Origin of the sequence: Microcoleus sp. MOSTC5, from assembly GCF_036701825.1 — a bacterium.
GTDB lineage: Bacteria > Cyanobacteriota > Cyanobacteriia > Cyanobacteriales > Microcoleaceae > Microcoleus > Microcoleus asticus.
Genome location: NZ_JAUBRK010000045.1, coordinates 1 through 18,999, shown reverse-complemented (window position 1 = coordinate 18,999; position 18,999 = coordinate 1). Strand labels below are relative to the sequence as shown.

Here is an 18,999-nt window from a genome sequence, read left to right as displayed (position 1 = left end):
TATTCAACTAACAGGTTGATAAGGTGCCCATCCGGATTATTTTGAGGAAGATACAGCCACGATAACTTCTAACTCTTTAGTGACAGACATAAATTCTGCCAATTGGCAGACGTATCAGCGGGTTTTTTTGATTAAGGTAGAGCTTGAATATCAGGTTTTTTTGACAATTCAACTGTTAAGGAGGTAGGGGCGCTGTGGAACCGATCGATTTTTTAATTGCTTGGCTGGTGACGGGCAGCAGCTTGCTGCTAATTTCTCAACTGCCGATCGGCGTAGAAATTGACAGCACACCGAAAGCAGTAATTTCCGCTGCGGTTTTGGGAATTTTGAATGTTTTAATTTTGCCAATTCTAAAAGCAGTTTTTTTCGTGCCGAACCTGCTGACGCTGGGATTACTTTCCGGTGCGTTTGCTTTTGTAATGAACGTGATTATTTTTGCCTCGGCTGCGAAGTTAGTTGAAGGATTTAGCTTGCGGATGGGTCTTTGGAGCGCGGTACTGGGGGCGATCGCCTTGGCTGCAGTTAGCAGCTTTATCAACGGCGCGCTGATTTAGCAACTTCCCCAGAAAAAGGGCGATTGAAATCGCCCGATATTTCCCACCCTTACCTTGCGCCTTTCGTTTGCCTAAAAGCGATTTCAATCGCCGAATATTTATTCTCCCTTCTTCCTTCTATCCGTTAGATCCGTTGCCGAACTTCCTTCTATCCGTTACATCCGTTAAACAATCCGTTGCCGAACTTCCTTCTTACTTTCCAATCACCGATCTATAGGCTGTCACCTTAATATCAATCCCAGTGATATCTGCGCCGACAACCACAGCCACCGCTCCTAAATCTAATGCTTTTTTAGCCATTTCCGGCCCAGCGATCCCGCCTTCGCAGATAACCGGAACCTTAAGCTTTTCTACCATTTCCGCAAGCAAATCAAATCCGGGCGGCGAGAAATTTTCCGTCTGAGCAGTGTACCCAAAAAGAGTAGTTGCTACAGTATCTGCACCAGCTTCTGCTGCTGCGATCGCAGCTTCTATTGTATCTACATCCGCCATCACTAATTTACCCAATTCGCTGTGAATTTGTGCGATTAATGTCTTTAAGTCTTCGCCACCAGCAGGACGTTTTCTCAGAGTAGCGTCAACGGCGATAATATCGGCTCCAGAAGCGGCGATCGCCCGCGCGTCTTCAAAGCGAGGAGTAATGTAAATCTCGCATCCCGGCAATTGCTGCTTCCAAATCCCAATTATGGGAGCGGATACCTGTTTTCGCACCGCCGCAATGTGAGCCGGAGTGTCAATCCGCACGCCCGAGGCACCTCGATTGATGGCGGTTCGAGCCATTGCCGCAATTACGATCGGATCGTGCAGCGGCGAATCAGCAGGTGCTTGACAAGAAACAATTAATCCTGTAGGAATTTGACAATTAATCATGGCGAATTGGGAATGGGGAATTGGGCATCGGGCATCGGGCTTTTTTTGTAATTTATTCCCTGTGTCCTATTGAACTCAAATAAGCGTTAAGTTTTGGTAGTAATTTATCGACAATTGGTTTAAATTTGCTTGCTTCTTCGCTTGTGATAAGTTGTCTAGCATAGGCTAATCTTAACCAGTTTACTGTTTGGTACCAAGAGCCGATCGCAATTTTTACAAAACGCCGATTATTTTGGTCATTATAACGACCTCTTCCTTCAGCAATATTAGCACAGACACTATCAGCAGACCGAACGATCTGTTGGCCCATCGTATTTTTTGTGAAGTAATCCCATTTTTTAACAATGTCCCAAATCTGATTCGCCAAACTTTCCGCCAACTTATAAACCTCTAATTCCTCAAAATCAGGTCTTCCCATAATTGCCTCAAAAACTCAATTATATTAAATGCCCGATGCCCGATGCCCGATGCCCGATGCCCGATGCCCGATGCCCCATGCCCCATTACCCATTACCAATCCCGGCCATTAAAGAAATAATTTTGTCAAGCAATTGCTCAGGGTGAATCGGTTTAGCCAAACAATCGTTAGCTCCCCCCGTCACGAAAGATATCTCATCTGCGGGAATCTCATTAGCGCTTAAAGCCAGAATTTTGATATTTTCAGTAGCGGGTTTTTGGCGCAGTTGGTGAATTATTTCGCAGCCATTCATACCGGGCAAACGCATATCCACAATCACTGCATTCGGCTGCAAAAGTTCAATTTGTTCCACCGCCGCCGAACCTTCAATCATCCACACCACTTGCAGTCCTGCGACTGTCAGGATATCGCAAATCAGCATGGCAGTTTCTTCATCTTCTTCGACGAGCACGAGGCTGCCCCGCAAGGAGGAAGAATGCAGCGGTAAAGATGAATTCGATTTTTCATATTTGAATTTGGTGGATTCATCTTTGCTTTGAGTTTGGATGGGTATAAAAACGGTAAAAGTAGAGCCGACATCAACTTTAGAGTTGACTTCTATCGCACCGCCGTGAAGTTCTACCAACTGTTTAGTTAAAGCCAATCCCAGACCGGTGCCGCCGTATTCGCGGCGGTAGGGGGAATCCAACTGCTGGAATTTTTGAAACAAAAGCGATCGCTGATCTTCGGGAATTCCAATGCCAGTATCTTTGATTTGAAAAACAGCGGTGCTGCCTGCCGGTGCAGTACCGGGCTGCCGCACTGCCGGCGTTCGATTTTTATCTTCTGTCACCCAAACTCGCAGGATGACTTGCCCGCCTTCGGGAGTAAATTTAATCGCATTTCCTAAAAGATTGAAGAGAATTTGTCTCAAGCGGCGCGGGTCAGCGGTGAAGCGATCGCACTCTTGTTTGATCCGCTGTTCTTGCACCAGTTCCACGCCTTTAGCCATAGCTTTTTCTTTGAGGGCGTGCAGGCTCTGAGAAGCTAATTTAGAAAGAGAAAATTCACTAATTTTTAATACTGCTTTTCCGGCTTCTACTTGCGATAAATCTAAAATATCGTTAATTAATTCTAATAAGTGGTCGCCACTGTCCCGGATAGTTTGCAGGTACTGTCGCTGCTTTTGCACCGGCACTTCTTTGCTGCCAACTTTGCCGTAAGACCACCGCAGCAGGGTGTCGGAAATGCCGATGACGCAGGTGAGGGGAGTCCGCAATTCGTGGCTCATAGCTGCCAAAAATTCGCTCTTGGCGAGGCTGGCAGACTGGGCGGCGACCAGTGCATCGCGCAGTTCTCGCGTGCGCTCTATTACGCGCTGTTCTGAGGTGCGCTTTTGCTGCTGGACTTGTGCATAAAGTTCGGCTTGATAAATGGCGATCGCCAAATGTTCTGCTATTTGCCGCAAAAATGTTTTTTTGCTTTCTTCCCACTCCCGAAAAGTACACTGGTGGGCAATTAGCAGCCCCCACAATTCGTCTTGAACTACGATCGGTACTAGCAACTTCGCGCGCACCTTCGCCCGCCGCATCAACTCTAAAAAACAAGGCTGCGAAGAGTAAGTTTTTTCCACATCCGCGACGCACAAAGTCAAACCTTTGCGATATTTTTCTCTGTCAATGACTCCATTCGTAAAACACTGCGCGCTTTCACTAAAATTGAGTACAGACGAGATAGTATCGTTGGCTAAAGCTTCGTAGGTGACGCGACCTAAATACAAGTAAGACCCTAAATTTTCTTTGATTTTGCCAGACCCAGAAACCGCAGCAGGTATTTCTTTAGCTAACTCACCATTCTGCGGCGCTGGCACTTTTTCAAATTGATAAATTAACAGGCGATCGACCTCCAAAAACTCTCGCACTCGCTCGACTGCTTTTGACAAAATTACAGGCAATTCCAAACTCTGGCGGATTTGAGTTGTCACTTGGTTCAAAAGTCGCTCTTGTTCGAGCTGCTGCTGCAAAGCATCTTCGACTGGCTGACAAAATGAAATGCAGGGATTGGCAACTTGTAATTGATTGACGGCTTCGGGAATCTGTAGCTTTAGCGTTTCTGGAGCTATCGCTTTGGGCGCGGAATTTTGCTCTATTTCTGTTTGGTGGTGTAGGGGCTGGTGATAGTTTTTTCTGGCATCGGAACCGAGAATATCCAGCAAATTTAGGGTGAATTCGCTTTGAAAAAATGCCGAGTTTGGCTGTATATTTTTAATTGCTTGTTTGAGGGCGCGAATATCAATTTGCCGCGAGGGTGCGGGCGTTATTTCTGTGAGTTTGTTTGCGAGGGGAGAGAGGAAATTGGCGATCGCCCCGGGATCGAAAGTCAACTGCACATTCAATTCCGAAGTAAGATTTTTTTCGCTGTGTTTGCGTCCGTTTGTTGCGAACTCATCTAATAGCTTGCCCCGCAGCAGCCCGCTAAAATGATCTGATACCACTGCTGCAAACCTTTCCGACGAGTTTTCCAGATTTTGATAATCAGCGATCGCATCGTCGGCCAGCCAAATCGCCCCGGGAAGTTCAGCCATTTGCTGTAACAACTGGTAAGCAGCCTCAAAGGTTGCTAGCGGCAAAGTCCGATTTAAGGTTTTTGGTTTCAATCTAGATATTTTCCCGGTTGTTTTAAAGAACAAAATATGAACGCCCCTTTTGTGGGGACGGAACCAGGGGCGCAGCAGGCGCGGCCGCTCCAAGAGACTTGAGATGAAAGTAGTCAGAAGGCTGGCTATCGTCAGAGCCAGGAGCCAGAAACCTTATTTCTCCCTATAGTTGCCATCTTTCTTCGGCGCGAGTTACCCCACTATAGCTGTAAGAGCGCGAAAGCGGTGGGAGGAAATGGGGGGCACGGATACGGCTGAAGAATCGATCGGTTCTGGTCGTGTTTGTGAACCGGGTTTTTTATGAAAACTAAGGAATTCCACTCCCATTGCTGGGGTCAAGTTAGCACGGGCTTTTGTTGTAGGTCGGTACTTTGCCAAACACACTGCCTCCCAAATGGCTGTTTAATGCTTTCGTTGCAGATATCTTAACTAGCTACAGATTCCGGGCGTGTGAACTTCAACACTTGCCCACAACTCCTGTCAGTTAAGATTTAGACTGGTCAACTAGGACTCTTTCAAGCCCCCACTAAATCGGTATGCCGGTGAGTGGTGGGTTCTTGACTACTTTAAAAAATCTTATTCCAGTATAATATCAATATATAATTTGTTAACTTCTACTTAACACGATCCGGGTAAATGAGCAATCCAACTCAACTCACCCCCGATTTCACTATCGGACATCTGCCTTGTCACGACTTTCAAGTGAGTGCTGCAACTCCAGGACAGGTAGTGGCTGAAAGATTCGAGCAAGAACCAGACTTGCCGGGAGTCATTATTACCCACGAATCACAGGTATTGGGCATGATTTCTCGCGTCAAGTTTCGAGAGCAAATGAGTCTTCCCGATCGCTTAGGAGTTTACGGGCAGCAACCGATTCGCTGCTTGTTAGATTTTATTAGAATTCCGCCTTTGCTGCTTTCGGAAAACTGGAAAGTAGAGGATGCGGTGCAAGCGTCTCTCAACAGGCACAAAGACTTGATTTATGAACCCATTGTGGTAGTAATGGCAAACCGGACTTACCGCATTTTGGACGTTCATACTCTGGTGATTGCCCAGTCGAAACTTTTAGCGCAAGCTAACAAAGTTATTCAAAAATACCGAGTAGAAAGGCACAAATATCTGGCGGTCATTCAACAAGAACAGGCGAGATTCCACGAATGTAATGAGCTTTTAAAATCGCAACAGCGTCAAACAGAAAAATCGAATAATACTCCCAGTTCCCAGGAACTGGCACTGGTAAAACAAGCTGAAGAAATTGCTCAAATGAATCAGCGATTTGTGAGAATTGCGAAACTGATTTCCTCGGAAGGTCGCCAAGCATTTCAAGCTACTTTTCAAGGTGCTAATTCTATTTGCAACAATACAGAGAAAATTTTGGGCGTTGGCAAAGCAATAGCTAATGATTTAGAAACGGTTAACCGCACTTCCCGAACCATCCGGGAGGCGATCGAACAAGTCAGGCATTTAGCAGTACAGGTGGCTGTAGTTACCAATCAAATGGGAAATCAGCCCAGCGGTCTGAGCCAAGTGAGTCTGGAAATTGGCAGACTGGCGAGTAAAACTTTTGAATTAGGGACTCAAATGGAGCAAATTGCCAGCCGGTTTAAACTTCGCGTTCATGAACTCACGCAGGCAGCAAGAGCGGGTGCTAATGTGGCTAAATCTGTGACCATTAAGATCGATCGCGCAGAAATGGCGCTGTTAGAGTTGGAGGAATTAATAGCGGAAAAAGATTTCAATTCACAGACCGCTATCAAACAACCTTTGGGAGTCAGACAAAGTGTTACCGCTGATTCTTTAGTTAAAGAGATAAAAAACGCCGAAGTCGCGGTTTCTGAGTTGGAAAACTTAGTTAAGCATCAAGATTCATCGCAATATTTGATTCAAAAAATTCAGCAGGCGCTGAAGTCAAAAAAGCCCTAAGGTCCCCGGGAGAATCCGATAAAACATTGGGATAGCTAAAAAAAAATCCCAAGAAAAATTTACCATTTTACTATATTCAAGAATACTATTTGTTAGACTGAGGGTGGGAAAATTTCAAATAAACTCTGAAAAAGGTTATTTAACTATCCCCATAATTCGCTAAGAAGTCAGTCACTAAAACAGATCAAATAACAGGTTACGCTTATGAAAATTCTGCTGGTAGAAGATGACACAATTACAGTCAGTTTGCTTACCCAAGCCCTGAACTCTCACAATTACAATGTGAATGCGGCAGCAGACGGTGAAACAGCCTTGCAGTTGGTGCAGGCATACGATTACGACCTGATTGTTTTGGATGTGCTGATTCCTAAACTCGACGGCATTAGTTTGTGTCGGAAATTGCGATCGTCCGGCTGCCAAATGCCGATTTTACTGCTAACAGCACTAGATAGCAGCAACGATCGAGTCCAAGGTTTAGAGGCGGGTGCAGACGATTATGTAGTCAAACCCTTTAATCTCGAAGAATTAATCGCTCGAATTCGCGCTTTGCTGCGCCGGGGTAAGGCAACTTTGTCGAGTACAAATTTGACCTGGGAAAAACTGCAAGTCAACCCGGACACTACAGAAGTAACTTATGCCGAAAAAGTGCTGCACTTGACTCCGAAAGAGTACAATTTGCTGGAACTTTTCCTGAGAAATCCCCGCCGCATTTTCAGCCGCAGCGCCATCCTCGATCGCATTTGGTCGGCCGGCGAATTTCCTCAGGAAGAAGCCGTTACCGCTCACATCAAGGGGCTGCGGCAGAAGCTGAAAGCAGCCGGGATGACTGTAGATTTAGTGGAAACCGTGTACGGACTGGGCTATCGGCTCAAAAGCCTACAAGAGGATATTGAGAGCCAAAAAGTTGCGCGGGAAACAGCAGAAACTGCTAAAAGTCAAGAGACTTTATCTGCTGAATCCAGCGGGTCGAGCCAGGAATTAAACAATGACGACCGCCGCCTCAAAGTCCAGAATGTGGTTGCCCAAATGCGGGAAAATTTAAAAGCCAATTTTATAGAAAAGGTGGCGATATTCGATCGCGCGATCGCTCAACTGAAAAGCGGAAGCTTGGAGGGCGAACTGCGCCAGGAAGCCCAGGCTCAAGCTCACAAATTAGTCGGTTCTTTGGGAACTTTAGGGCTGCCCAAAGGTTCGGAAGTTGCGCGCAAGATAGAACATTTGTTCAAGGCTGAAAACATCTTAAAACCGGAGACGGCTCAGCAGATTGAGGGATTTCTGGATAAGCTCAAACAGATATTCGATCGCCCGTCGCCCGAACCAGAAGGCGATTTGGTTCCTGCGGTTTCCCAGAATCGCCGAATGCTGATTGTTGATGATGATACTTTTCAGAGCGATCGACTGAAAATAGCAGCATTCGGTTCTGGCTTCCAGATAGAAGTCGCCAACTCTCCGCAAGCGGCAAGAAGTGCGATTTCTCAACAGCCTCCCGATGCGATTTTGCTGGATTTGACATTTTCCAGAACTGAGGAAAACGGACTTTCTCTCCTAGCCGAACTCCGCAGTGAAAAACCCGAAATTCCGGTGATGGTTTTTAGCGGACACAATCAATTGAGCGATCGAATAGAAGTTGCTCGTTTGGGAGCCTCCGGCTTTTTACACAAATCTATCCCCCCAGCAGATATACTCAAAGCAGTCGCCCAAGTTCTCGACCAGACTGGTCCTGCTGAAGCTAAAGTTATGGTGGTAGACGATGACGTGCATCTATTGGCTGCACTGCAAGTGATTCTACAACCTTGGGGATTTCAAGTAACAACATTGGACGATCCCGAAAAGTTCTGGGAGGTACTCGAAACCACTTGTCCGGATTTGCTAATTTTAGATGTTGAGATGCCCGGTTACAGCGGTATCGAGCTGTGTTTGGCAGTGCGCAACGATTTGCGCTGGAGCAGGCTCCCCGTGCTATTTTTGACGGCTCATTCCGAGTCGGAAACAGTGCGCCAAATGTTTGTCGCAGGTGCTGACGACTACGTGAACAAGCCGATCGTGAAACCGGAATTGATTGCTCGCCTCCTGAATCGTTTGGAGCGGACTCAACTAAGGCATAGACTGGCTCAGGCACAACACTAATACCTTTTTAGATTAAAAAATTAAAGAATTAAAGAACTGAAGGATTGGGAATGACTTATGAAACTTCTGGTTTCAAGCACCTGCCTGCAGTTGTATTCTTTTTTTAAACTGGTATAACTAGGAGGAAATATGCAGTGCGTGTCCGAAACGAATCAGGAAGCCTCAGCCAAGAATTGGGATTTTCTGGTTGTGCGATTCGGACGCGGTGCCGTTGATGGATGTTGGCCCGCGGCTCCAGAACTATAGGCTAATTTAGAGAAGTATTAATCATATGAAAGCAAGGACATTGCCCTCAAACACAGGCACTCTCAAGGATAGCGACTACGAAAAAATTTACGCCCAGGCTTCGATTCAACCTCATGGCATCCTTTTGGTGCTGGAATCTCCTGTGTTGAAAATTTTGCAAGTTAGCAACAATACTTTTGAGGCTCTCGACATTTACGCCGAAGAACTTTTGGGCAAATTTTTACATGAATTTGTCGAGACTGAGGAAATTGAGGCTATAGAAAAAGCTTTATCTGAAAACAGTCATCAATCTAACGGTATCAGATTATCATTCAAAAGTAAAAACCGCCAGTCTTTTTTTGAGGGGACGCTCCATCAATCTAGTTCAGCATTAATTTTTGAGCTAGAGCCGATTGTTTCCCCACAAGCTAGCGATTGTTTGAATGGTTATCATTTAGTCCAAGAGCCGATCGACAAAATTCACAAAACACCAAGCCTGCAAGTGCTGTGTCAGGCAGCAGTTGAAGAAGTGCGGAGGATGATCGGTTTCGATCGAGCGATCGTCTATCAATTTGATGCCACCGGTGCGGGGGAAGTTGTCGCCGAAGACAAAGTAGAAAGTTTGGCTCCTTTATTGGGACTGCACTATCCAGCTACCGATATTCCCCCCCAGGCAAGAAAACAGTTCAACATGAATTTAATTCGGTTTATTCCCGATATTAACTGTCAGCCTGTAGAACTAATTCCTCACTGCAATCCGCTGACTGGTCGCCCTGTGGATCTCGGCGGCTCTTTGTTGAGAGCAGTTTCCCCTTGCCACGTTCAATATCTCAAAAATATGAACGTTGCCGCTAGCATGACCCTGACATTAATCAAAGATAAAAAAGTCTGGGGATTGATCGCCTGTCACCACCCAACACGAAAGTATGTCAACTACGAAACAAGAACGGCTTGCGAAATGCTAGCAAAGTTTGTGAATCTCGAACTCAGCTACAAACAAGATAGCGAAAACTGGGAATATGGTATTTATTTAAAACAAAATTGCCATAAATTTATTAAAGAAATTTCTCAAAAAAACAGCTTTGTAGAAGGTTTGCTTGCATTCCGAGATGAATTGCTGGCCTTAGTGGGCGCTACGGGTGCAGTTGTGTGTGCCAATGAAAATTTAACAACCATCGGCAAAACGCCGGAATTGGTAGAAATCGAAAACTTAATTGCTTGGATAAAAAGTAAAAAAAATAATGAGATTTTTCATACAGATTCTCTCTCAAAGCTGTATCCGCTCTCCGAGAAGTTTAAAGAAGTGGCTAGCGGTTTGCTGATACTTGCCATGTCCGAGATGCAAAATTATTACATTTTGTGGTTCCGTCCCGAAGTAATTCAAACTGTCAACTGGGCAGGTGAACCAGAGTGGTCAATTGAATTAAAGCCGGATGGCAGCAGGCTGATGTCTCCTCGCAATTCCTTTGAGTTGTGGCAAGAAACTGTGAGGTTAAAATCTTTGCCTTGGCAGCAGTGCGAAATTGAAATAGTCCGAGAACTTCGAGTTGCTATTACTAGCATGGAGTTGCGGAAAACAAATCAGCAGCTCAGCTTAGCTTTGTCGGCTACCAAAATCGGATTTTGGGACTGGGACGTGCAGAAAAATCGCATTGTTTGGTCGAGGGAACACGAAGAGTTGTATGGGTTGGCCCCGGGAACTTTTGGCGGAACTTATCAAAGTTTTGCAGCTTGCGTTCACCCAGAAGATTTAAACAGTATTCAGAATGCTATAAATCAGGCGATCGCCCAGCGATCGGATTTCTGTAACGAAAACCGCGTGGTTTGGCCCGACGGCAGCATTCACTGGATTGAGGGGAAAGGTAAGTTTTTTTTCAACGAAGCAGGCGATGCAGTGCGGATGGTGGGGACAGTTAGAGAAATTACCGATCGCAAAGCTAGAGAATTACAGTTGCGCCTGTTGGAATCAGCAGTCACCACTACTAACGACGCCGTGTTAATTACGGAAGCTGAACCGATTGACGAATCGGGCCCGCGAATTCTTTATGTCAACCCAGCTTTCACGCGGATGACTGGCTATACGTTAGAAGAAGTTTTGGGCAAAACCCCTCGCATTTTGCAAGGAGAAAAAACAGACCGCGCCAGTCTCGATCGAGTTCGGACAGCTTTGGAAACCTGGCAGCCGATCCGGGTTGACTTGATCAATTATCGCAAAGACGGGACGGAATTTTGGATAGAAATGAGCATTGTGCCGATCGCTGACGAAACAGGTGGCTTTACCCATTGGGTATCGGTACACCGCGATATTAGTGAGCGCAAACAAGCTGAAGCCGCCCTCCAACAGCTCAACGAACAGTTAGAAATGCGAGTTTTGCAGCGAACCCGAGAACTAGAAAGCTCTCAAGCAGAACTCCGAGAAAGCGAAGCTTTATTTCGCTCTTTGAGCGAAAGTTCGCCCGTCGGGATTTTTAAAATCGATCCAGAGGGGAAATGTACCTATACAAATCCCCGCTGTCAAGCAATTGGCGGCTTCGCACCGGCAGCAGCTTTAGGAAACCGCTGGATGCGGTTTATTCACCCCGAAGACATCAAACTAATTCTGTCTAAGTGGTCGGAATCACAATCGCTTGATGGCGAATTTTCCTGCGAATTCCGCCACATCCAGCGAGACGGAACAATCCGGTTTTGCCGGCTTAAAACAGCTCCGATTTTTTCCGACAGAGATCAACTAATCGGTCACGTCGGCACAGTCACAGATATCACAGAAAGTCGGGCAATTGAAAAAATGAAAAATGAGTTTATTTCGATTGTCAGCCACGAACTGCGAACGCCGCTTGCTTCAATTCGCGGTTCTTTAGGTTTGCTAGCAGCGGGCGTACTGAAAGATCAACCGGAAACCGCCAAACAGATGTTAGAAATTGCGTCTAGCGATACCGAACGGTTAGTGCGTTTGGTCAACGATATTTTAGACTTAGAGCGGCTCGATGCGAGCCAGGTTATTCTCGTCAAGCAGTGGTGCGATGCCGCTGTTTTGATGCGGAAGTCTGCGGAAGCTGTGCTGTCTGTGGCTGCTGAGAATCACATTAATTTGTCGATTTTGCCCGAAACGGCAAAAATTTGGGCTGACCCGGACAGGATCGTTCAACTGCTGGTAAATTTGTTGAGCAATGCGATTAAATTCTCGGCTCCGGAGAGTACAGTAACTGTCAGGGTTGAAGATTTGGGCGATCGGGTTTTATTTGAAGTCAAAGATCGAGGGCGGGGGATTCCTGCTGATAAACTAGAAACTATCTTTGGACGGTTTCAACAGGTCGATGCTTCTGACTCCCGCCAAAAAGGAGGTACCGGTTTGGGTTTGGCTATCTGTCGCAGCATCGTGCAGCAGCACGGCGGCAGAATTTGGGCCGAAAGCGTTGTCTCAGAAGGAAGCAGTTTCTATTTCACAGTGCCTGCACAGTTAGAAGGCGAAGGGGGAAAAAGTTTTTAGTTTTGAGATTGCTTTGATCGGAGATGGGGAAAGCTAACGTTCCTCGCAACGCACGCGGGGAGAATGAGTTTGCGAGGCCTATATATCGATTTTTATGTTCTCGGTTTAAGTAGGTGAGCGGCAAAATATAGCAACCGCCAAGATTATTAGGACGTTCTTAATTTCTGAAACAGTTAATTTTATTGCTGATTGCTTCTTCCGTCTTGCTTCTTCTTTCTGCTATATCTGCTAAGAAACCGGGTTGATGAGGCACCGTGCGGAAGTCCTCTTTCGGTTTACCGCGATCAATTGAAAATTAGAGTTTTAATTATGTCAGCAAAGCGCATTTTGGTAATCGATGATGAAAAAAACCTCTGCAGCGTGATTCAGGCGTGTCTGGAACATTTAGGCGGCTGGACGGTAGTGAGCGCGATCAGCAGCAGCGAAGGAAGGCTTTTAGCTGAAACTCAACTCCCTGACGCTATTCTGCTAGATGTGATGATGCCGGATATGGACGGAGTTGCTCTGTTTGGTTTGCTGCAAAACAATGCGGCTACTCGGGAGATTCCGGTGATTTTCCTGACTGCTAAGGTGCAGGCGATGGATTTGAGCGAATTTGCTGATTTGGGGGTAGCGGGGGTGATTGCCAAGCCTTTCGATCCTTTGAGTTTGGCACAGCAAGTTGCGGGAATTCTCGGTTGGGAACCGTTGTCTTAAACTCGGGGAAAATGCGATCGCGTCATTTGTTATACCAATTCAAAAATATCTTGCTACAATTTTCAATTTATATCAATTATTAAAAGTCGCATATCTCTCTAAAGACAAGGCATTTCCTTGTCCCTACAGATGCTCGCCGACAATCTATGTGTAGCCTTATTTTTAGAAATTGGTATTGCTTTTAACTCTCATTCCCTAGAAGTTGCAGAGACGATCTCACGGAGTCGGTTTTTTTTATTACCAGCAAAGCCGATGGGCTATCAGCGTATTTACAGGCAGAATAACTCCTCCAGAAGTTACGCAGACTTGCCTCAAGAACGGGTTTTTTTAACGCGAAATCACAGATGTAGCGAATTTTTTTGGTAAATAAAAAATTCGGTTTCTGCCTGCGTAACTCTTCTATTAGCAGGCAGAAACCGAATTTTTTAACGCGAAATCACAGATGTAGCGAATTTTTTTGGTAAAAAACCCGGTTTCTAGCTAAGTCTTGTAATCCCTGCTTCGGCAAAAGAATATTTATCAAAAAAAAATGATTGTCTTCATAATTTCCTCATATTTTTTAGATAAAGTTTACTCCAAGCTCTAGATATGAAAGTCGATTGCAATCTCAGCACCATTCCGCTGCCGAAGAACGAACCTGTTGCAGGAGAGTTCGGGTCAGTGACGGTACTTTCGATTAACTGGTGCTACAGTACAACCAGCCTGAATAAGTCAGGAGTTAGGCCCTGCATACTACAAAAACCGGGTTTTTTAACCGAAAAAAACCCGGTTTCTGCACCAGTCCTCTAAGTGTGGCTAGGAGAACTCAACGGTAAAAAAAATTAATAACTGAAGATGTGATTCGCGCTCTCGAATAACACCCCAAAAATAAGTCGGTCATTTGGTCGAGAGCCCAACTCGCAATTGCCACTAACAGGCAAAGCCAAGTCTCAGTAAGTTGTTGAAAGAGTGTGGAGATTTTTCCAATGTCATATCAGCTACCTTCTAAAGGTAACAACCAGATTCTGTGCTATTACGCAAATGCTAGCAACCTAGTTCAGGTGCTGCGGATTGGGAATATTCCTAATTGGCACTTTGAAAGAGTGGTGTTTCCGGGACAGCGACTGATGTTTGAAGCTGCATCAGAAGCCGTCTTAGAAATTCACACGGGTACGGTGGCAAGTGCTATTTTATCGGACAAGATTCCCTGCTACGTCTTGCGGGTTATAGAAGAGGTAAGTTCCGAGATAGAGCTGGTGAGTCCCGAAGGACAATGTGCGGTATTAGCCCGCTAAGATTCAGCAGAAATCACACGATTATCTCGATATCGGCAACAAAAATATTAGTTAATGAGTGTTTGGGGACGGTAAAAATGCAGAAAAATCTTGTCAATATTACCTTGGCAGTAGTCACAGAAGAAGTAGAAATTATCTTGGAGTCTTATCCGACGCATCCCTACCAACAAGCTTTTTCGGCTTCTGGCTTGCGACAGGATTTAATTGCTTACGTGCTCAGCCGAATTCCTAATAGATATACTGCGATCGACTCCGGCGAGTCAGTGTCAAACCAAACACTCCAGGTTCGCTGTTCTTCAGAGCAGTTGCTGCACATAGAAAATTTGATTCATACTGGCATTCGCGACGTGTTGCACAGCTATCAGAAGATAGATTACCGCCTTCCTGAAGAAGTTAAATTCGGTTCGAGAGTTGCTGGTTGGTTTTGATAGTTTGTCGTAAATGAGGGAGACGCCCCGATCCTAGGCACTCTCGGTTGGGAAGCTGGAATTGTGTACTGGCTCGATGGTTCAGGACTTTTGGTAATCGCAGCAGCGATCGCACGGGCCATTGGGATTGACAGCACAGCGCAGAATTTCCGATCGAGCATTAAAGCGGCAGCTAGCATCTCCGATAACCCAGATGCCGCTTACAAAAGTTCTTTCCCTCGGCGGTGTAGCAGACTGCACGTAGAGGGCAATTTTTTGCAATCGGTAGCGGCCGGATTTGAGCTGATAGCGGTGGTGGCGTTCCAAAACAGCGTAGGTTTGTCCCTCTAAATCTAGATAGTTCCCCGGTTGTGGCGTCCAATCCAGCCGAATGCTGCCTAAGGATTGGCGGGGGTGAGAGAGAATCACCTCTATGGGTAAAGTATTTTGTTCCATCTGGCGGTGTGTGAGCGAGCTTAACTAAATGGGCAAATAGTTGACTAAACCTACATCTTCTTCATCTATAAAGATAAGTTCTTTTAGAGAGAGTCATTCAGGTTGAGGCGCTAAACTTAACTATATAACCTTTGGCGATCGGGGGATCGCCGGCTTATCTTGGGATAGCAGACTACCCAAAAGCCTAGGAAATAAACTTCAACTGGCTTTAGGTAACTAAAGTTAAGTTCGATTAGGTAGTATAAAGCAGTACACGCTGATGGTATCGCAACTCGCAGGTTCGATCGATATGCGGTTGAGATTGCTGAACTGATTTTAAGGGTTTGCGGGAGTTGGGGTGCGTTTGTAGGGAGAACTTCAGTCCTTTAATTTTTATGAGGACTTTAGTCCTAACTACAAACCAAACCGGATTTTAAGCAATCAAAATTCCCAAAAATATGCCATTCCTTCCATGATTCCCCAAGCGCAATCAGAGCCAGCTAAATAATGATTTTCAGTGCCGTATTCGCGATGCCAATCTAAGAGTTCTGACAGAGCATTGGCTACGATTACTCCCCGGACATCCTGTTCAAACATACTGATGTCATTGCCAGAATCACCGCAAACTAATGTTGCCTCCGATGGAATTTGCAGGCGCTTTTGTAAATAAGTAAGGGCATTGCCTTTGTTGCTAGTCTGCGGTAAAATATCCACATCGCGATTGCTGCTAAAAATGATTTGAGCTGCCAGTCCCGATTGAGTTAATTTTTGCTGCAATTCCTGGAGAGTCGAGCTGTTTTCGGCAGTTGGTTCCAGACAATAACTGATTTTCCAAGGATTTTGTTCTTTTAAGGATTGGGATTTAAGCTGGGAAAACTGCTTAGCTAAAGAGGCGATCGCCATTTTATCCCAGTCTTGAGAAAGATATTCCGCCCAATCTAAGTCGAGGGTTCCGTTTTGGTAAATTTCGCTGCCTACACCTGCGATCAAATAGTCAGGTTCTAGCAGTTGCTTTTGGGCAATTAATTCGCAAGTTGAAGCATGAGAACGCCCGGTAGAGTAAACCAAACAAATTTGCGATCGCTTTGAGTGCAAGCGCTGATTTAAAACTTGAGTTGCTTCGTCATCTCCAACTAGCGTGTGGTCTAAATCTGTAACTAATAAAAACTTCATTTTGGGAATTAGTCAGTAGTCATCAGTGATTAGTGATTAGGAAGCGATCGATTCCTAACATAATTTTAACTATTTATAAGATTTTGTTAAACAAAATACATTTATAAGCAAGCTGATCGTTTAAGATTGGCCAAATTTAATTTTAAACAAGTGGTGTGAGTGTTTTTGTGAATAATTCAACCTCCGTTAAAGCTTTTTGGCTGTCTTTCTTGATTTCTGGTGTGGCGGTGCCTTTGGAGCCGATCGCAGCAACAGCTCAAATTCAGGATACCTCAACTGCAGAAGTTGCGCTAGAAGGTAGTGTCGTCTCTGCGGCTAACCCAGACGCAGCGCTGGCAGCAGGTAAGATTGAGATACCGCAGTTAGCGGCGATAACCGCAGAGACTAACTCAGGAGTCGATCGCGCTTTACCCGAAACTGATACAGCATGGGTGGATCGAGCTTTACCCGAAACAGATGCAGCCACAGTCGATCGCGCTTTACCCGAAACTGATACAGCATGGGTGAATCGTGCTTTACCCGAAACAGATGCAGCCACAGTCGATCGCGCTTTACCCGAAACTGATGCAGCATGGGTGAATCGAGCTTTACCCCAACGTAATACAGTAACAGTCGATCGCTCTTTACCCAAACAAGATAAAGCAACAGAGGATCTCGCAGCAACAGCGCCAAAAATAACGGGGGCAATTCGCGAATTGCCCCCCCAGGAGTTAGAAATTGCCAACTCTCCTCAGTCTCAAAACGTTGCTGAAGCCAGAAAAGTTGCCGATATTAGCAGCGAGACTGGCACCGCTGATGACCTCAGCATACAAGAAGACGCAGCACAAGTCACCTCTGTTTCCCAACTGTCCGACGTGCGGCCTACAGATTGGGCTTTTCAAGCCTTGCAATCCCTAGTAGAAAGATACGGCTGCATTGCAGGATATCCAGACGGCACATTCCGAGGCAATCGGGCAATGACTCGGTACGAATTCGCCGCCGGATTAAACGCTTGCTTGGATCAAATTACCAAACAACTTGGCGGTTCTACTGGTAATTTAGTCAAGCGAGAAGATTTACTTGCTTTGCAAAGATTGCAAGAAGAATTTGCAGCAGAATTAGCTACATTGCGCGGTAGAGTAGATGCTTTAGAAGCTCGAACGGCTGAATTGGAAGCCAACCAATTTTCAACTACTACTAAACTCAACGGATTTGCTTGGTTTAACGTGACTGGAGCTTTTGCGGGCGATCGAGTCCGAATTGAAGCAATAAATGGAAATGCTGCTCCGCTCGATCGAGTAGCCGGACGCGATCCTGTCACCAACAGACCGATCGTGCAGAGAGTTGACGACCCAGAAATTACTTTCAGCCAGTTAGTTTGGTTGACCCTCACTACTTCCTTTACAGGGAAAGACGAATTGATTACACAGCTAGCTGTAGGTAACGGCAATTCGCCAGCCAACCAGTTTACTTCGGTGGGTTTTTTCAATACATTCGGCACTCCTTTTCTCGATCAAACTGCGGGAGTAAATCCCAATGAAGTTGTCCTGCGGGAACTTTCCTATCGCTTCCCGCTTAGCAACAGCTTGCAAGTAGTAGTTGGGCCGAGGATTAATTTCTACCGCTACTTTGACAACAATAGGTTTAACTTTTTCGTAGACGGTGCGAGCAGCTTTAATTCTAACAACAGCCCTTTGTTAAGCGCTACCAGACGCGGTGCCGGTGCTTTGGTTTTGTGGGATATCGGCCGCGCATTGAAACTGCGTTTTGGCTATTTGGGCGAGAGTACGGAATTTTTGCCGACTTCCGTGTTTAATTCCGCTTCCAATCCGTCTCAAGGCTTGTTTGACGGCACGAATACGGCTACAGCAGAATTAACATTCAGTCCGAGCGATCGGACTAATTTGCGCTTTTTGTACAGCCGTTCCAACATCCAGCAAATCGGCGGCTTAATTGGATCTCCTAACAGCAAGCCTTTGAACGGTGTGGCAGATGACGGTTTCGGCGGCCGCCTGGGCAATGCGACTGCGAATACTTATAGTTTCAATTTCGATTGGTCAGTCACTCGCGGCTTTGGTCTTTTCGGCCGCTACGGCTACGCCGAAACCAATATATTTCCCAAGACTAACCGACCCGACGGCACGATCAAAAATCAATCTTATCAGTTAGGACTTGCATTTCCCGATTTGTTCAAAGAAGGAGCTTTGCTTACGGTGTCATATTTAGTACCTTTTGACTTTACTGGCGGTCGGAGATTTCTGATTTCTGGCGGAGGGAACGGCGGCACGCAGTACGAAATTGAGGCAACTTATTATTTGCCTCTCACCGACCATATTTCGATCGTGCCGGCATTTTATGCGATCGCCAATGCCAATAATTTCGATAACAACCCGACAATTTTTGTGGGCAATTTGCGGACGCAGTTTAGTTTTTAATTCCACGCACGGGAACCCAGAAACCGGGTTTTTTGAGGAAAAGACGCGTTCGAGCATCGCACTCAAGGTAAAAAACCCGGTTTCTAAGTATGGGCGGGGCCGGTTTATATAATTTGTCGATAATTATCAAAAATATAGGCGAATCCGGCCCTACACAATTTAACATCATACAAGTCCGAATCAAACAGACATGACATGAATTGACACATACTCAAGAATTAATCCGTGTATTCATGTTCATCCGTTTAGTGCCTTCCTGATTCCTTCTACTTAATTGGAATTTCGGTAGTGCTAAATATGTAATGATAGAGGAGTAGAATGAAGTGCTGATGCTTTCCTATCATGCCACCATGCCCCATTT

General features: G+C 45.6%; 13 protein-coding genes. 8 read left to right on the top strand and 5 right to left on the bottom strand.

Annotation, left to right across the window (positions count from 1 at the left end):
• Positions 1-194 precede the first annotated feature (194 nt).
• On the top strand, positions 195-554 hold the full coding sequence (locus tag QUA54_RS22970) for a phage holin family protein (RefSeq protein ID WP_333416438.1): 360 nt from the start codon (positions 195-197) through the stop codon (positions 552-554).
• 192 nt (positions 555-746) lie between these two features.
• Here the strand turns inward: QUA54_RS22970 and QUA54_RS22965 are convergent, their stop codons facing one another.
• From QUA54_RS22965 to QUA54_RS22955, 3 genes are all read right to left on the bottom strand, one after another.
• Complete coding sequence (locus QUA54_RS22965) at positions 747-1,424, bottom strand: N-acetylmannosamine-6-phosphate 2-epimerase (RefSeq protein WP_333416437.1); 678 nt, start codon at positions 1,422-1,424, stop codon at positions 747-749.
• Positions 1,425-1,476: 52 nt separating this feature from the next.
• Positions 1,477-1,842 (bottom strand): four helix bundle protein, encoded by a 366-nt coding sequence (locus tag QUA54_RS22960; RefSeq protein ID WP_333416436.1) that lies wholly within the window; start codon positions 1,840-1,842, stop codon positions 1,477-1,479.
• 85 nt (positions 1,843-1,927) lie between these two features.
• Positions 1,928-4,477 (bottom strand): ATP-binding protein, encoded by a 2,550-nt coding sequence (locus QUA54_RS22955; protein ID WP_333416435.1) that lies wholly within the window; start codon positions 4,475-4,477, stop codon positions 1,928-1,930.
• 636 nt (positions 4,478-5,113) lie between these two features.
• On the opposite strand from QUA54_RS22955, the gene QUA54_RS22950 reads away from it, so the two are divergent.
• The 6 genes from QUA54_RS22950 to QUA54_RS22925 all read left to right on the top strand — a co-directional run bounded on the left by QUA54_RS22950 (position 5,114) and on the right by QUA54_RS22925 (position 14,637).
• The gene (locus QUA54_RS22950) at positions 5,114-6,400 is read left to right on the top strand and encodes a chemotaxis protein (protein ID WP_333416434.1); all 1,287 of its coding nucleotides are present in this window, start codon (positions 5,114-5,116) and stop codon (positions 6,398-6,400) included.
• A gap of 204 nt (positions 6,401-6,604) precedes the next feature.
• Positions 6,605-8,527: a response regulator gene (locus tag QUA54_RS22945; RefSeq protein ID WP_333416433.1), complete on the top strand. Its 1,923-nt coding sequence runs from the start codon at positions 6,605-6,607 to the stop codon at positions 8,525-8,527.
• Positions 8,528-8,798: 271 nt separating this feature from the next.
• Positions 8,799-12,239, top strand: a complete 3,441-nt coding sequence (locus tag QUA54_RS22940; protein WP_333416432.1) for a PAS domain S-box protein — start codon at positions 8,799-8,801, stop codon at positions 12,237-12,239.
• Between the two features lie 309 nt (positions 12,240-12,548).
• Entirely contained in the window at positions 12,549-12,935 is a 387-nt protein-coding gene (locus QUA54_RS22935; protein WP_333416431.1) for a response regulator, read from the top strand.
• 965 nt (positions 12,936-13,900) lie between these two features.
• Complete coding sequence (locus QUA54_RS22930) at positions 13,901-14,209, top strand: DUF1830 domain-containing protein (protein ID WP_333184372.1); 309 nt, start codon at positions 13,901-13,903, stop codon at positions 14,207-14,209.
• A gap of 77 nt (positions 14,210-14,286) precedes the next feature.
• A complete protein-coding gene (locus QUA54_RS22925) occupies positions 14,287-14,637 on the top strand; it encodes a late competence development ComFB family protein (RefSeq protein ID WP_333184375.1) in 351 nt (116 codons plus the stop codon).
• Between the two features lie 81 nt (positions 14,638-14,718).
• Here QUA54_RS22925 and QUA54_RS22920 read toward each other — a convergent pair whose 3' ends face one another.
• Positions 14,719-15,072, bottom strand: a complete 354-nt coding sequence (locus QUA54_RS22920; RefSeq protein ID WP_333184378.1) for a DUF6464 family protein — start codon at positions 15,070-15,072, stop codon at positions 14,719-14,721.
• Positions 15,073-15,492: 420 nt separating this feature from the next.
• Positions 15,493-16,224, bottom strand: coding sequence for a sucrose-phosphate phosphatase (locus tag QUA54_RS22915; RefSeq protein WP_333416430.1), 732 nt, complete (start codon positions 16,222-16,224; stop codon positions 15,493-15,495).
• A gap of 167 nt (positions 16,225-16,391) precedes the next feature.
• On the opposite strand from QUA54_RS22915, the gene QUA54_RS22910 reads away from it, so the two are divergent.
• Positions 16,392-18,638: an iron uptake porin gene (locus QUA54_RS22910; RefSeq protein WP_333416429.1), complete on the top strand. Its 2,247-nt coding sequence runs from the start codon at positions 16,392-16,394 to the stop codon at positions 18,636-18,638.
• Positions 18,639-18,999: the final 361 nt, after the last annotated feature.

Coding starts and splice junctions, on each gene's coding strand:
- QUA54_RS22965 (WP_333416437.1), bottom strand. CDS start 1,424: ATGATTAATTGTCAAATTCCTACAGGATTAATTGTTTCTTGTCAAGCA.
- QUA54_RS22960 (WP_333416436.1), bottom strand. CDS start 1,842: ATGGGAAGACCTGATTTTGAGGAATTAGAGGTTTATAAGTTGGCGGAA.
- QUA54_RS22950 (WP_333416434.1), top strand. CDS start 5,114: ATGAGCAATCCAACTCAACTCACCCCCGATTTCACTATCGGACATCTG.
- QUA54_RS22945 (WP_333416433.1), top strand. CDS start 6,605: ATGAAAATTCTGCTGGTAGAAGATGACACAATTACAGTCAGTTTGCTT.
- QUA54_RS22940 (WP_333416432.1), top strand. CDS start 8,799: ATGAAAGCAAGGACATTGCCCTCAAACACAGGCACTCTCAAGGATAGC.
- QUA54_RS22935 (WP_333416431.1), top strand. CDS start 12,549: ATGTCAGCAAAGCGCATTTTGGTAATCGATGATGAAAAAAACCTCTGC.
- QUA54_RS22930 (WP_333184372.1), top strand. CDS start 13,901: ATGTCATATCAGCTACCTTCTAAAGGTAACAACCAGATTCTGTGCTAT.
- QUA54_RS22925 (WP_333184375.1), top strand. CDS start 14,287: ATGCAGAAAAATCTTGTCAATATTACCTTGGCAGTAGTCACAGAAGAA.
- QUA54_RS22920 (WP_333184378.1), bottom strand. CDS start 15,072: ATGGAACAAAATACTTTACCCATAGAGGTGATTCTCTCTCACCCCCGC.
- QUA54_RS22915 (WP_333416430.1), bottom strand. CDS start 16,224: ATGAAGTTTTTATTAGTTACAGATTTAGACCACACGCTAGTTGGAGAT.